The organism is Streptomyces sp. NPDC044044 (assembly GCF_056434405.1).
The window spans coordinates 38,396-52,285 of record NZ_JBWKFG010000016.1 but is presented as its reverse complement, the minus strand read 5'-3'; the positions used below and the strand labels follow the sequence as shown (position 1 = coordinate 52,285).

The window sequence follows — 13,890 nt, the reverse complement described above, 5'->3', positions numbered from 1 at the left end:
ATCCCTTCCGGTTCCCTGTGACGGTGGCGGTGGCGGTGGCAGTGCCGGTGCCGGATGTCATGGCGCCAGTCGTTTCTCGGCGACGATGGGGAGGTGGGTCATCCCGGCGATGAAGTACGACCGCAGGTGCTGCGGTTCGCCGGCGAGGTCGATGGAGCCGAACCGCTGGAGCAGCTCCTCGAAGAAGACGCGCAGGGTCAGCCGGGTCAGCGGCGCCCCGATGCAGAAGTGCGGCCCGTATCCGAAGGCGACCTGGCGCTTGGCGTTGCTCCGCGTGATGTCGAAGTCGTGCGGGTCGGTGAACTGGGACGCGTCCCGGTTGGCCGACCCGATCCAGGCGACGACCGCTCCGCGGGCCGGGATCGTGCCTCCGGCGATCTGGACGTCGTCGACGGCGTACCGCATGAAGTTGCAGGCGGCCGATGTCCAGCGAAGGCCTTCCTCGACCAGGTTCGGGATCAGCGTCGGGTCGGCCTGTGCCTTGGCGAACTGCTCGGGCCGCTCGATGAGTGCCTGCACGGTGCCGGAAACGGTGTGCGGGGTCGTGACGTTGGCACCCAGCAGGATGCTGTAGCCGTCGAGCGCGATCTCCTCGTCGCTGAGCGCCTCGCCTCCCGGCCGGACGCTCATGAGGTGCTGGAGCAGGCTGTCGTCCTCGCCTCCGGACGCCCTGCGCTCCTTGACCCAGTCCTTGACGTAGGTGACCAGCTCGTGGTGGGAGATGGCCAGGGTCGCGGCCTCGCTGCCCTGCAGGAAGTTCGGGTCCGAGGGAGCCGTCACCATCGCGGTCAACTGGACGAGCTCTTCCCAGTCCTTGGCGGGGATCCCGAGGAGGGGTCCGGTGACCATCGCGGGGAGCAGCAGCGCCTTCTCGGCCAGGTCGAAGGTCTCACCTTCGAGCGCCGGCTGCAGGAAGCGCACGACCGTCGCGCGGATGCTGTCCTCCCAGGACTTCACCGCCCGAGCGGTGAGCTTGGAGCCGAGCGGCCTGCGGACCTCGGTGTGCCGCGGCGGGTCGGTGGACGTGAGGAGCACTCCGGCGGCGACGTCGTCCGTCCCGAGGTGGGTGGGTACGGTGCCGCGCTCGGAGGTGAACTCGCGGTGGTCGCCGAGCACCCGGCAGACGTCCTCGTAACGCGTGACGGACCAGAACTCCCTTCCGTCGGGCAGGACTTGGTGGTGCAGCGGCGCCTTCTCCCGCATCGCGTCCCAGATGGGGTGCGGGTCGCCCGACGTATAGAGGTCCAGGTCGAACAGGTCGACGCTGTCGAGGTCCATGTCGATGTCGCGCCCGGCACCAGGCGTCAACCTCACGCCACTGCCCTCCCCTGCTCGATCAGCTCGGCGACGCGGGCCGGCGTCTGAGCCAGGTAGAAGTCGCGCACGGACAGCTGGACTCCGTAGTCCTGCGCCACCTGGTCGATGATCTTGATACCGGTCAGCGAATTGCCGCCGAGCGCGAAGAAGTCGTCGTCCACCCCGACTTCGGCGCCATCGAGGTGCCGCGCCCACAGCTCCGCGATGTCCCGCGCCAGCGCCGCCGGAGTGCTCGACGGTGCGGCTTTTCCTTCTGACGTCTCGTCCTGTCCGCCCAACGGGTGGACAACCTGCGGCGACGAATTCATTGCCGCTTTCCTTCCTCCGGGGCCCTTTGCGCTGTCCCGCCGGCGAGACAAATTCCTTGGATGATCGAATGGAGTGTCGCGTGCATTCCCCTCCGCCCACACCGTGTCGGCGGCCCCCCGGCCCCGCGCCGGCCGGTGGGGTTGAGAACCGGCGGGCCCGCGTGCTGACGCCCCCGAGGACCGTCCCGCCGGCGGGACCGGGCAAGTCCGACAGCGCCCCGCACCGCACCGGCGCCGGTGTCCGTTGACCGTCCCGCTCGCGTTCCGTGAACGTAAGAGCGGTTCAACGACGTCAGCGACGCAGGGGAATGGGGAACGACGTGGGACACACCGGCGAGGTGGGACACGCGGACGGCGACGTGGGACACGCGGACATGGACGCGGACGTGGTGATTGCGGGCGCCGGGCCGACGGGCCTGATGCTCGCCTGCGAGCTGCGGCTCGCGGGCGTCGACGTGGTGGTGGTCGAGCGGCTCGCGGAGCGTACGGGCGAGTCACGGGCCGGTGGAATCCACTCCCGCACCCTGGAGGTCCTCGACCAGCGCGGAATCCTGGACCGCTTCCTCGCGGTCGGCGAACCGCAGCCGGTGGGCCACTTCTCCGCCCTCTACCTGGACTTCGACGAGACCGAGTCCCGGCACCCCTACCCGCTGATGATCCTGCAGTCGGCCATCGAGCAGCTTCTGGAGGAGCGGGCCGCCGAGCTCGGCGTGCGGGTGCGCAGGTCCTGTGAGGTGACCGGGATCGGCCAGGACGAGGCCGGCGTGACGGTCGAGATCGCCACGCCCGCCGCGGAGGCGGAATCCGCGACGCTGCGCGCCCGCTATCTCGTGGGCTGCGACGGCGGGCGCAGTGCGGTGCGCAAGCTGGCGGGCATCGGCTTCCCCGGCACTCCGGCGACGATGACCGCGCTGATCGGCGACGTCGAACTCCCGGATCTGCCCGAGGACTACGTGTGGGTGCGGCGCTGCGCGGGCGGCGACTACTCTGCGATCGCCTTCGAGCCGGGCTGGTACCGGGTGATCGCATCCGAGTACGACCGCGTCGCGGACCGCGACGAGGCCCCCACGTTCGAGCAGCTGAGGGAGTCGCTGGTCAGGATCGCGGGCACCGACTTCGGGATGCGGGCGCCGCGCTGGGTCTCGCGGTTCAACGATGCCGCGCGGCAGGCCGACCGTTACCGCGCGGGCCGCGTGCTGCTCGCGGGCGACGCGGCGCACATCCACTTCCCGGCCGGTGGGCAGGGGCTGAACATGGGCGTGCAGGACGCGGTCAACCTCGGCTGGAAGCTCGCCTCGGTGGTACGTGGCCGGGCGCCGGAGAGCCTGCTGGACAGCTATCACACCGAGCGCCACCCCGTCGCGGAGCGCGTTCTGCACAACACCCGGGCACAGTCGGCCCTGCTCCGCCCCGGCGCCCAGACGGACGCGCTGCGCGAGGTGTTCGGCGCGCTCATGGTGTTCGACGACGTCAACCGGTACCTGCGCCACATGCTGACCGCGCTGGACATCCGCTACGCGGTCGACGGCGACCACCCGCTGGCGGGCCGCAGGGTCCCCGACGCCGACCTCAAGACGCCGGACGGCACCATCGGCGTCTACGACTTGCTGCACACCGGCCGCCCCGTACTGCTCGACCTGGGCGGCAGCGCCGAGTTGGCGGTGGTGGCCAAGGGCTGGGCCGATCGCGTCGAGCTGGTCGACGCACGGAGCGAGGACGACTTCTGGCCCGTGCCGGCGATCGGCGAGATCCCCGCTCCCGCCGCGCTCCTCATCCGCCCCGACGGCCATGTCGCCTGGGGGGCCACCGACGACGAAGCGCCCGACGTCACCGCGCTCCGGGCCGCACTCACCACCTGGTTCGGTCCGCCGCTGCGGGGGTGAGACACCGCGTGGCGTCACATGACACCTGGCGGCACCACTCGATGCCGTGGGGCACAGTCACGCGCCACCCGCATGCGACACCATCCGGACGCGCACCTGGCGTCGGAGAACCGCCGTACTGACGACATACATGGGTCGCCCCCGGCTTCGACACCCTCCACCGTGAGATCGCGGTGGCCGCCGAAGCCGGTGGGGAGGACGCCCGCGAGCCAGCCGAGCGACTCACCGCTCCGCTGGAGTCGGCGCCCCACTAACGCTGCTCAGCATGCGGTCGACGCCGGGGAAGGTCGACTGCAGCGCCGCTGACTTCATCGATCCGCGTGCGGTCTCAGCCCCCGGACGCCCCACTGCTCACGATGGCCAGTGGGAGACACTCGGCTTCGACCCGAACCGGATCACCCGCGCCAAGTTCGAGGAGTACATGGACGCCTACGACCAGGCCGCGAGCGCTGGCCCGGTGCCTCCGGTTGAGTAGCCCACCGCATGACGAACGCCCCGCCCGGAATCACGAGGCGAGGCCTCTCCACGAAGACAGCAACGCTAGTCGCCGAGACTTTCCACCATCTTGAGCTTGTCGAACTGGCCGTCCTTGTCCGTCCAACCCAGACCATCGATCGCCTTGGCCGTCAGCAGCGCGGTGTAGTCGTCCTTCGAGAGCGGCTCGCACGCCTCCGGCCGGTCCTTCCCACCCTCCTTGGTCTTCTTCATCGCCGTGTCGAACGCGTCCTTGGCCACGCCCTCGTACCCGGACCGGACCATGTCCGCGAGTGTCTTGTCGAGCGCGTCGTTCCGCTCCTCGGCTTCCTTGACAGTCGGAGTGTCCGCGGAGTCGCCTCCGATCCGCTCGGTGAGCGCAGCAGCGCAGTCCTTGGCGTTCTCGTCATCGGACTTCGAGCAGCCGACCGCGGCCCCGGCGAGCAGCAGGCAGGCGGCGAGCAGTGCTGTGGTGCGGCGCATGGTTCCCCCAGGCGTGAGCGAAGGCCCGGAGCGTAGCGACGGGGGGTGCCGGCGGGGGCGGGAACGGCGAAGCCCCACCACATCGAGGGATGCGCGGGAGCCCGTGTGGTGCGGGTCAGGCAGCGCGCGCGGCTACTTGCTGGTCAGCGACATCACCTACCTGTCCCACCGGTCGGCAACGCCGCCGCGCAGAGCCTCGCGGGGACTTCAGTGCTGGGCGATGTGTCGTGCTGGGCGATGTGCCGGGCCATACGTCATGCCGGGCCATGCGTCGTGCCGGGCGATGCGCCTCTACGCGGTCTGCCGGTCGGCCGTTTCGAGCATCTGCGTCACCCATTTGTCGACGGACAGACCGTGCGCGGCCGCGACCTTCGAGTAGTGGTCCAGCTGGCCGGCGGAGAGCTCTATCGTGAGCGTGGTGACCTTCTGCTGGCGCCTTTCGGCGGCCGCCGACGTGTCGATGCGCGGCACTTCCTGCTGCTCGTCGCCACTGTTCGGGGAGAGCTCGGCGGTGTCGCTCTGCACGGCGAGACTGGCGCGGACCGCCCTGCGAAGTTCGTTGCGCGACCACTTCTGCTGTTCGGCCTTGCGCAGCCAGTAGTCCTGCTCCGGCGGCGACAGGCGGGTCACTTCGGCATGGTGGGCGAAGCTGAGGCTCTCCCGCCTGCGCTGGTGCTCGAACCGCCTGGCCACCCACGCGTAGTTGCGCAGGGTCTGGTAGTCGAGCCCCGTGCGCTCTATGGCTTCCTTGTACCGACGCCACCCGTAGGTGGCCTCCCCGTAGAGCAGCCAGTCGGCCAGCCACCACGCCGAGGAGTTCACGAGCTCGCGCAGGTTGGTGCCGATGCGCTCCCAGGACTGCTCCGGCATGTTCTGCGGGAAGGTCATCCCCGTCTTCTGCACCTTGGCCTGTGCACCCAGGAAGGACAGGACCACGTCGCGCTGCGCCAGGTCATCGCTGCTGTCCACCGGCTTCGTCTTGTGCCTGCTCGCGGTTCTCACAGCGCCCGTCACAACCCTCAACTCCCCGCTCGATGTGTCTTCCTGGTCGTTCACCGATCACTTGCCGATGTGGCTTCTCGGCGGGCCGACATCGGATCCGGGTGGTGTTCAGTCCGTGGCCATGGCCTCGCGCAGGCTCCTGGTACGCAAGTCGGTCCAGTTCTGCTCGACGTACTCAAGGCACTCGGCCCTGGCCGCCTCACCGAACACCACCCGCCAGCCGACGGGCACCTCGGTGAACACCGGCCACAGGGAGTGCTGCTCCTCGTCATTGACCACGACGTAGAAGCGGCCGTCCTCGTCATCAAACGGGTTCGCGCTCAACTGGCACCGTCCTTAACCGTCACAGAGCTACTGGGAAACAGGCATCGCCGGACCGGATGCCAAAAGGCACCGGGCACGGGCCACCCATCGGTGCTGTCCGGTCGACGGGACATCCGACACAAGAGCGACCCCGGCACTGCGACGTCACCGTAAGGACGCCGCCACCGCAGCTACAAGAGCGACCAGCTCCCCCGCCAACCAGCCACCCACCCCAGCCCACACCCACCCCGAACTCCTGTACCCCACCGCGTTCATGTGCCACGATGCCCGGCCGCACCCCGCCCGCACCCCACCGGTGAGCCGAAGCAGCGCCCCACCGCACCGCCGGCCGTCCGAGAACCACTCAAGAGCCGCTCCAGCAGCAGCGGAACTCCCCTCGCGCCCACGCCCCGCCCCACCACACCCGCTTTATGGTCGAACACGCGTGGCCCGATCCAAGGGGGAACGATGGACCACTCACCACCAGACTTGCGCGTATTCGTCCTGCATCACGCGGGGGGCTCACACCTGCTCTACCGCAACTGGCCGACCGAACTACCGGACACGTGGGACGTACGGCTGCTCGACGCCCCTGGCCACGGCCACCTGCTCGACCTGCCGCTGATCACAGACATCGGCCGGCTCGCCGACTACCTCCTGCGCCGGATCGTGCCCGAAGTGACCGGCCCCTACGCCCTCTTCGGGCACAGCATGGGCGCCGCCCTGACCTACGAGATCACCCGACGGATCGTCGACCAGGGCCTGCCATCGCCGGTATGGGTCGGCATCTCCGCACAACCGGCACCGCAGTCGGCACAGCGGGCGAGCGGAGACGGTGAAGAACTGTCCGACGCCGAACTGCGGACCCGTCTGCGGCAGATGGGGGGCACGCCCGACGAGGTGCTCGACGATCCCGACCTGTGGTCCATGCTCGCACCGATCATCCGGGCCGACCTGGGCATGGCGGCCCACTGGCGTCCTGCCACCGACACCGGTCCTCTGCCCGTGGCGCTTTCGGCCTACGCCGGCGGCGATGACCACTCTGCCTCTCCCCTGCTGATGAAGGGCTGGGAGGAGCACACCGAGCACTTCTTGGGTCTGCGGGTCTTCGACGGCGGCCACTTCTACTTCGCGGACGATCCCGGGCCACTGCTGCGCCAGATCACACAGGACGCGACCACGGCGCTCGCCGCGGTGGACACGACGCGCTCCGGCTGAACCTGGGACTGCCCACGCCGGCCGTCCGGCACCCGACGGTACGACCGACCCTCGCCGGACGGCCTGCCCGGACGACGCACGTCACCGGACGATCGGCGCCACACAACACAAGGTTGACCGCGCAAATATTCGAGCACCGCTCCGGCACCGCTTCAGCCCGTCCCGCGAGACTGCTGGCCGGTTGTGTGCACCTAACTCAAGGAGGCGTGATGGCGCAGCAGGCCAGTGCAACCCTGGGGTCGCAGAGCGGCCCGACAACCTCCCTCCCGCAGCCCCCGCCACGGCAGTCACCCACCGCGGGAGCCGGACCGGGCCGGGGCCAGGTGCTGACGACCAAGGTGGGTCTGCAGATGCCGACCGGGATGGCCTACGACGAGTGGGAGCGGTCCGGGCGCCAACTCGCGGGCCTCATCGACTCGTCATCCTGGTGGCTGGGTGACTGGCTCGTCTACGGCAAGGACCACTACACCGACCGGTACGAGCGCGGAATACGCGCCATAGGCCTTTCGTACCAGACCCTGCGCAACTACGCGTGGGTCTCACGACGCTTCGACCTCAGTCGCCGCCGGGCCGCCTTGAGTTTCCAGCACCACGCCGAGCTGGCTTCCATGCCGGTCGAGGAACAGGACTCGTGGCTCGACCGCGCCGAGCAGCAGCAGTGGACCACCAAGCAGCTGCGCGGCGCCCTGCGCGCCGCACGCCAGAGCGTGCAGCAGCCGCGCACCCCCACTGAGCCGAGCCACCGCCTGGAGGTTCCCGGCAATCGCCTTCAGTCGTGGCAGAAGGCGGCGGAGCAGCTGGGCGTCGACTTCGAGCAGTGGGTCACGGCCACGCTGGACACCGCGGCCGCGAGCGCCCTGGAGGACCTCGATGGGCCGGAGGAGCGGACGGAGATCTCCGGGCGCAAGGGCATCACGGGCGTGGCCGCGTTGGGCGTGGGGGTTTCCCAGGAGAACGCACGGCCCACGATCTTCGAGCAGGTTCCGCCGGTGGCCACTGCCACCTGAATCACCGCTGATCTTGAGCCGGAAGGCCCCCGGAGAGCGCGAGTTGAGGCTTCAGACATCTCGCTCGACCGCCCGAGGGCCTTCTCTGCTGTCTCCGCTGTCTCTGTTGTCGGCCCGCACCTCGTCACACGGTCCCACCGTGCCGTGCGGAGATTTCGAGCAGCCGTTTCCACCATGTCTCCGTCCCGTCAACAGGACAACGCTGGTGAATGTCGAGCAGCTCTTCAGAAGCTCTCGAAGGGCCTTCATGTGGCTTTGTAGTTGCCATTGAGGCGCTCCCCGAACCACACTGCAGACGAATGCTCGGCTCTCTTTGGCCGGGTATTCCTGGTGTATTCGGGAGAAACTGCAGTGGGCACGTCCCGCTGTCACTCGCGGTCGCCCACGTTCGGCTGGACCGGAACATGCTGCTGCCGTCGACGGCCATGCAGGATCGAGGTCCGGGGCAGCGACGAGACGCTACTCAACAAGCCACTATCCCAAGAGTTCGCATGGCGACCAAGTTTTCTCGTCCCGAACTCAAGCGTATGTCCACCGGCCCTCGGGACCCTGCTGCGGTAGCCGGAGTCCCCCATAAAAGGAGTCGTGCCTGTGAGCGCCAATTGCCCGGTCGGCGGACTCGCCCGTCGGCGTGCGAGGTTCTCATGACCGTCAACACGCACCCCGACCTGGCCAAGGCCCAGGCCATCGACGAAGCCCTGCCGTGGCTGGCCCGCCACCAGGGCCGGACGGTCGTCATCAAGCTGGGCGGCCACGCCATGGTCGACAAGGACCTCACCGCGGCCTTCGCCCGCGACATCGTCTTCCTGCGCTACGCCGGGCTGCGGCCCGTGGTCGTACACGGAGGAGGCCCCCAGATAGACGCCGAACTCGCGCGGCGCGGCCTGAAACGCGAGTTCAAGGCCGGGCTCCGCGTCACCTCGCCGGAGGCGATGGACGTGGTGCGCATGGTCCTCGCCGGCCAGGTGCAGCGCGAACTGGTCGGACTCATCAACCGCTTGGGCGCTCTCGCCGTCGGCATGACGGGCGAGGACGCCAACACCCTCACCGCGAGGCAGTGCGTGCCATGGATCGACGGGGAACCGGTGGACGTCGGCAGGGTCGGCGAGATCACCGGCATCGACACCAGCGCCCTGGACCGGCTCCTGGACGACGGCCGGATCCCGGTGGTCTCACCCCTCGCCCGCAGCGCCGAGGACGGCCTGGTCTGCAACGTCAACGCCGACACCGTGGCGTCGGCCCTCGCGACGGCACTGCGCGCCGAGACGCTCGTCATGCTGACGGACGTCGCGGGACTGTACGCGGGCTGGCCGCACAGTGAGGAAGTCATCCCGCGGCTCACGGCCAAGGAGCTCGAGAAACTCCTGCCGGAGCTGAGCGACGGCATGGTGCCCAAGATGACCGGATGCCTGCACGCCGTACGCAACGGCGTGGGCGCGGCCCGGGTGATCGACGGACGGACCCCGCACTCGGTCCTCCTGGAGATGTTCGGCAACGACAACATAGGCACGCTGATCGTGCCCGACCCGAACGAGACGGAGGTCACGCCGTGAACGAGCAGGAGCAGCACCGGCGACGGCGACGGCAGCATCGGACCAACGGCTCGGCAGGGCGCCACAGCGGCCGCTCCCCGCTCACCACATCACGGCTCTCCACATCACGGCTCACTGCATCCCGCCTCATCGCGACCCGGTACCTTGCGACCCGGCTCGCCGGCACCCGGACGACGACGCTGGAGCGCGAGCGAGGGCAGTGCACATGACACACATGCCTCCGACTCCTCCCCCGGCCGACGGCGCGGTGGATCTCACTTCCCAGGTGACGGCCCTCGGCCACGAGCTCGCCGCCGCAGCCGGAACAGACAGGGAGGCGGCCCGCGCACTGGCCCGCCGTCTCGCCGCATCCCTCTCCCCCCAAGCCCGGCTCGTCCTGCTGAGCGCACTGACCGGGGCAGAGCCCGAGCCCAGCCATCCCGAGCTCCGGCCGCTGCCCCGTACTGATCCGCCCGACGCTCTCATCCGCCTGCGGTTCGCCGACGCGCGCGCGCTCGAAGGTGCTGCCGCCGCCTTCGGCGCCGCATCGGGCCACGGCTTCGGCGAGGCGTGGAGCGACCCCACGGCACTCACTCTCCAGATCCCCGGCGACGCGGGTGCCGAGACCCTGCGGGCCGTGCTCGCGGTCCTCGACGCGGCATCGGTCACCGCCGACTCGCTCACCGTGCACACACACCGACTCGACGACGTCTTCGCCGCGTTCACCGGTCTGCCCGGAGTGCCTGTTCGATGATCGCCTGAGGGTGAACTCCATCCCCTGGACGGGCAGTTGGAGCGGGTACGCCAGTACGCCGAGCCAGTGCGCCGCGCCCGTAGTCAAGTGCCTTGCCATGGCGTGGTTCCGACCGGCAGATCTGCGCCCAGCACAGCGAAGTCCGGCGAAGGGACGAACCGTTGAACGAGGACCCTCAGGAGCGCGACCAGCCACTGCGCCACGCGCACCTCCACAGCTTCATCGGCCTCATGGAGCGGACCGACGCCCCCGCGCCGCGGCTCGCCCGGACCGACGACGCGGCCCTCTCCACGCGCGGGGGCGGCACACGACCGCTCGCCCGGCTGCGGGCGCCCGCCGATCCGCTGGTGCCTCTCACCCTGACGGCCGGCGCGTTCCTGCTCCGTCCCCCCAGCGTGGAGGAGCACAGGGAGGTTCTCGCGCTCGGCGTCGACCCGGACGTCCGGATGTGGACCCCTCGCTGCCAGATCACCGACGAGGCATCGGCCATCAGGGACTGCCTCGCCGGAGCGGACTGGTCCAGCGGCACGCACGCCACCTTCTCGATCATCCACCGCGGCAGCGGGCGCTACGCCGGCAACATCGCCGTGCACAGCATCGACCGCGCGAACTCGCAGGCCAAAGTGGGCTACCGCATCGCCCCGTGGACACGCGGTCAGGGAGTGGCCACGGCCGCGGTGCGCAGTGTCATCGGCTGGGCCCTGGGCGATCTGGGGCTCGCCCGGCTCCTGCTGACCCACGGCGTGGAGAACATCGCTTCCTGCCGAGTGGCCCAGAAGGCGGGATTCGACCTGGAGGGCACCATGCCCCTGGCCAAGCGGTTCGGCGACGACCAGCTCCACGACGAGCACCTCCATGTCCTGCTCGCCGGGCCCCGCCACGCCGACTGAGGAACGCTCAAGAGCCGCCACACCAGCGGCGGAGCCCCCCTGGTGCCCGCGCCCCGTCGGCCGACCGCCGTTCTATGGTCCGAGGGTGCGCGGCCCGATGCGAGGGGGAGCGATGGACAGCACACGACCCCGCGTTGCGCCTGTTCGTCCTGCACCACGCCGGGGGCACCACGCCGGGGGCACACACCTTCCGTACGGTCACCGGCCGGCCGCCTCGCGGACTTCCTGCCGCGGGACATCGAGCCCGGACCGACCGGCCCCCACGCCCTGTGCGGGCACGGCATGGGCGCCCCCGTGGCGTACGAGATCACCAGGCGGGCCGTCGGCCAGGGCCTGCCTCCGACGCCGCTCCCCTGCCCGTGGCGCTGTCCGCCTGCGCGGGCCGCGAGGACCGCTCGACCCCACCGTCACAGCCGCGAACGCCATGGAGGACAGGGCCCGGAGCACATGAGGACCACATGTCTGCCAAAAGGGAGGGTTCATGACAGTGCTAGCAGCCGTGGCGGGAGCGAGCGGGTACGCGGGGGGTGAGCTCCTACGCCTGCTTCTGGCCCACCCCGACGTGGAGATCGGTGCTGTGACCGGGCATTCCACCGCGGGTCAGCGGCTCGGCGCGCTGCAGCCGCACCTGGCTCCGCTGGCCGAGCGTGAGGTGCTCCCCACCACCGCCGACACCCTCAAGGGGCACGACGTCGTCTTCCTCGCCCTGCCGCACGGCCAGTCGGCCGCCGTGGCCGCGCAGTTGGGCGATCAGACGCTGGTCGTCGACTGCGGCGCGGACTTCCGCCTCGCGGACGCGGCCGACTGGGAGAGGTTCTACGGCTCGCCGCACGCGGGCACCTGGCCCTACGGTCTGCCCGAACTGCCGGGCGCCCGCGCCGCGTTGGCGGGCACCCGGCGCATCGCGGTGCCGGGTTGCTACCCGACCGCGGTCCTGCTGGCCCTGTTTCCCGCGTACGCGGCAGGACTCGCCGAACCAGAGGCTGTGGTCGTCGCGGCGTCCGGCACGTCCGGCGCCGGCAAGGCACCCAAGGCGAACCTGCTCGGCAGCGAGGTCATGGGCTCCATGCGGCCGTACGGCGTGGGCGGCGGCCACCGGCACACCCCGGAGATGAGCCAGCACCTCGGCGCCGTGGCGGGCCGAAGTGTCGCCGTCTCCTTCACCCCGACCCTGGCCCCCATGCCCCGCGGCATCCTCGCCACCTGCTCCGCCCCGGCGCGGCCCGGGGTCGGCGCACACGACGTACGGGCCGCGTACGAGAAGGCGTTCGGCGACGAGCCGTTCGTCCGGCTGCTGCCCGAGGGGCAGTGGCCGAGCACCGCGGCCGTGTACGGGTCGAACGCCGCGCAGGTCCAGGTCGCCGTCGACCCGGAGGTCGGCCGGATCATCGCGATCAGCGCCATCGACAACCTCACCAAGGGCACCGCGGGCGGCGCCCTCCAGAACATGAACGTCGCCCTCGGCCTCCCCGAGGGTCTGGGGCTTTCCACGATCGGAGTCGCACCGTGAGCGTCACCGCAGCACGAGGCTTCACGGCGGCGGGCATCGCCGCCGGAATCAAGCAGAACGGCAACCCGGATCTGGCGCTCGTCGTCAACACCGGACCGCTTCGGGCCGCGGCCGGTGTCTTCACCTCCAACCGGGTGAAGGCCGCGCCCGTGCTCTGGTCCGAGCAGGTCGTCAAGGGCGGCGTGGTCTCCGCCGTGGTCCTCAACTCCGGTGGCGCCAACGCCTGCACCGGCCCTGCCGGCTTCCAGGACACCCACGCCACGGCCGAGAAGGCCGCCGAGGTGATCGGCGTCGGCTCCGGTGAGGTCGCCGTCGCCTCGACCGGCCTCATCGGTGTGAACCTGCCGATGGACAAGCTCCTTCCGGGCGTCGCCGAGGCCGCGGCCCAGCTGTCCCGGAGCGGCGGCGAACGGGCCGCCGTCGCCATCAAGACCACCGACACCGTGCACAAGACGGCCGCCGTCACCTACCGGTCCTCACCCACGGAGTCCGGGGGAAGCTGGACGGTGGGCGGCATGGCCAAGGGCGCGGGCATGCTCGCCCCGGGCCTGGCCACCATGCTCGTCGTGCTCACCACGGACGCCGCGCTCGACGCCGGCGTCCTCGACACGGCGCTGCGCGAGGCCACCCGGGTCACCTTCGACCGCGTCGACTCCGACGGCTGCATGTCCACCAATGACACCGTGCTCCTGCTCGCCTCCGGCGCGGCCCACGTCGAGCCCGGACACGCGGAGTTCGCCGACGCCGTACGCGAGGTCTGCGCCGATCTGGCCCGGCAGCTCATCGGGGACGCCGAGGGCGCGAGCAAGGACATCCGCATCGAGGTCGTGGGCGCCGCGAGCGAGGACGACGCCGTCGAGGTCGGCCGGTCGGTCGCCCGCAACAACCTCCTCAAGTGCGCCCTGCACGGCGAGGACCCCAACTGGGGCCGCGTCCTGTCCGCCATCGGCACCACCGGCTCCGTCTTCCACCCCGACGAGCTCAACGTCGCCATCAACGGCGTGTGGGTCTGCAAGAACGGATCGGTGGGCGAGGACCGCGCCCTGGTGGACATGTCCGGGCGTGAGGTCCGGCTCACCGTGGACCTCGCCGCGGGCACGGAATCCGCCGTCATCTGGACCAACGACCTCACCGCCGAGTACGTCCACGAGAACAGCGCGTACGCCTCTTGACCACCCCCCGCGCCGACGTGCGGGCTTTCCACGAAGG

The 13,890-nt window shown here is 70.3% G+C and carries 14 protein-coding genes; 9 read left to right on the top strand and 5 right to left on the bottom strand.

The features are described from left to right. Positions 1–57 precede the first annotated feature (57 nt). Positions 58–1,314 (bottom strand): cytochrome P450, encoded by a 1,257-nt coding sequence (locus tag AC07AG_RS41305; RefSeq protein WP_478762148.1) that lies wholly within the window; start codon positions 1,312–1,314, stop codon positions 58–60. Further along, the gene (locus AC07AG_RS41300) at positions 1,311–1,625 is read right to left on the bottom strand and encodes an acyl carrier protein (RefSeq protein ID WP_478762147.1); all 315 of its coding nucleotides are present in this window, start codon (positions 1,623–1,625) and stop codon (positions 1,311–1,313) included. The genes AC07AG_RS41305 and AC07AG_RS41300 overlap by 4 nt, the downstream gene beginning before the upstream one ends. A gap of 320 nt (positions 1,626–1,945) precedes the next feature. On the opposite strand from AC07AG_RS41300, the gene AC07AG_RS41295 reads away from it, so the two are divergent. Together AC07AG_RS41295 and AC07AG_RS41290 are read left to right on the top strand one after the other, a co-directional pair. Beyond that, complete coding sequence (locus AC07AG_RS41295; protein WP_478762145.1) at positions 1,946–3,508, top strand: FAD-dependent monooxygenase; 1,563 nt, start codon at positions 1,946–1,948, stop codon at positions 3,506–3,508. 265 nt (positions 3,509–3,773) lie between these two features. After that, positions 3,774–3,983, top strand: coding sequence for a hypothetical protein (locus tag AC07AG_RS41290; protein WP_478762143.1), 210 nt, complete (start codon positions 3,774–3,776; stop codon positions 3,981–3,983). Between the two features lie 65 nt (positions 3,984–4,048). On the opposite strand, the gene AC07AG_RS41285 is transcribed toward AC07AG_RS41290, so the two are convergent. From AC07AG_RS41285 to AC07AG_RS41275, 3 genes are all read right to left on the bottom strand, one after another. Next, a complete protein-coding gene (locus AC07AG_RS41285; RefSeq protein WP_478762142.1) occupies positions 4,049–4,465 on the bottom strand; it encodes a hypothetical protein in 417 nt (138 codons plus the stop codon). 291 nt (positions 4,466–4,756) lie between these two features. Next, positions 4,757–5,434 (bottom strand): LmbU family transcriptional regulator, encoded by a 678-nt coding sequence (locus tag AC07AG_RS41280; RefSeq protein ID WP_478762140.1) that lies wholly within the window; start codon positions 5,432–5,434, stop codon positions 4,757–4,759. Positions 5,435–5,575: 141 nt separating this feature from the next. Continuing rightward, on the bottom strand, positions 5,576–5,791 hold the full coding sequence (locus AC07AG_RS41275) for an MbtH family protein (RefSeq protein ID WP_478762138.1): 216 nt from the start codon (positions 5,789–5,791) through the stop codon (positions 5,576–5,578). Positions 5,792–6,259: 468 nt separating this feature from the next. On the opposite strand from AC07AG_RS41275, the gene AC07AG_RS41270 reads away from it, so the two are divergent. From AC07AG_RS41270 to argJ, 7 genes are all read left to right on the top strand, one after another. After that, the gene (locus tag AC07AG_RS41270; protein WP_478762136.1) at positions 6,260–6,988 is read left to right on the top strand and encodes a thioesterase II family protein; all 729 of its coding nucleotides are present in this window, start codon (positions 6,260–6,262) and stop codon (positions 6,986–6,988) included. Positions 6,989–7,311: 323 nt separating this feature from the next. Then, positions 7,312–7,995 carry an LmbU family transcriptional regulator gene (locus AC07AG_RS41265; protein ID WP_478762189.1) on the top strand — a complete coding sequence of 228 codons (684 nt, stop codon included), beginning with the start codon at positions 7,312–7,314 and terminating at the stop codon, positions 7,993–7,995. Between the two features lie 644 nt (positions 7,996–8,639). Next, positions 8,640–9,548: an acetylglutamate kinase gene (argB, locus tag AC07AG_RS41260; protein ID WP_478762135.1), complete on the top strand. Its 909-nt coding sequence runs from the start codon at positions 8,640–8,642 to the stop codon at positions 9,546–9,548. 205 nt (positions 9,549–9,753) lie between these two features. After that, complete coding sequence (locus AC07AG_RS41255) at positions 9,754–10,281, top strand: hypothetical protein (protein ID WP_478762133.1); 528 nt, start codon at positions 9,754–9,756, stop codon at positions 10,279–10,281. Between the two features lie 161 nt (positions 10,282–10,442). Then, on the top strand, positions 10,443–11,171 hold the full coding sequence (locus tag AC07AG_RS41250) for a GNAT family N-acetyltransferase (RefSeq protein ID WP_478762132.1): 729 nt from the start codon (positions 10,443–10,445) through the stop codon (positions 11,169–11,171). A 481-nt stretch (positions 11,172–11,652) separates the two neighbouring features. Then, positions 11,653–12,681, top strand: coding sequence for an N-acetyl-gamma-glutamyl-phosphate reductase (gene argC / locus AC07AG_RS41245; protein WP_478762130.1), 1,029 nt, complete (start codon positions 11,653–11,655; stop codon positions 12,679–12,681). Continuing rightward, positions 12,678–13,853, top strand: coding sequence for a bifunctional glutamate N-acetyltransferase/amino-acid acetyltransferase ArgJ (gene argJ, locus AC07AG_RS41240; RefSeq protein WP_478762129.1), 1,176 nt, complete (start codon positions 12,678–12,680; stop codon positions 13,851–13,853). The genes argC and argJ overlap by 4 nt, the downstream gene beginning before the upstream one ends. Positions 13,854–13,890: the final 37 nt, after the last annotated feature.

What these genes read in the sequence shown, in the direction of transcription:
- AC07AG_RS41300 (WP_478762147.1), bottom strand. Translation starts at nt 1,625, where the DNA reads ATGAATTCGTCGCCGCAGGTTGTCCACCCGTTGGGCGGACAGGACGAG.
- AC07AG_RS41290 (WP_478762143.1), top strand. Translation starts at nt 3,774, where the DNA reads ATGCGGTCGACGCCGGGGAAGGTCGACTGCAGCGCCGCTGACTTCATC.
- AC07AG_RS41285 (WP_478762142.1), bottom strand. Translation starts at nt 4,465, where the DNA reads ATGCGCCGCACCACAGCACTGCTCGCCGCCTGCCTGCTGCTCGCCGGG.
- argB (WP_478762135.1), top strand. Translation starts at nt 8,640, where the DNA reads ATGACCGTCAACACGCACCCCGACCTGGCCAAGGCCCAGGCCATCGAC.
- AC07AG_RS41255 (WP_478762133.1), top strand. Translation starts at nt 9,754, where the DNA reads ATGACACACATGCCTCCGACTCCTCCCCCGGCCGACGGCGCGGTGGAT.
- argC (WP_478762130.1), top strand. Translation starts at nt 11,653, where the DNA reads ATGACAGTGCTAGCAGCCGTGGCGGGAGCGAGCGGGTACGCGGGGGGT.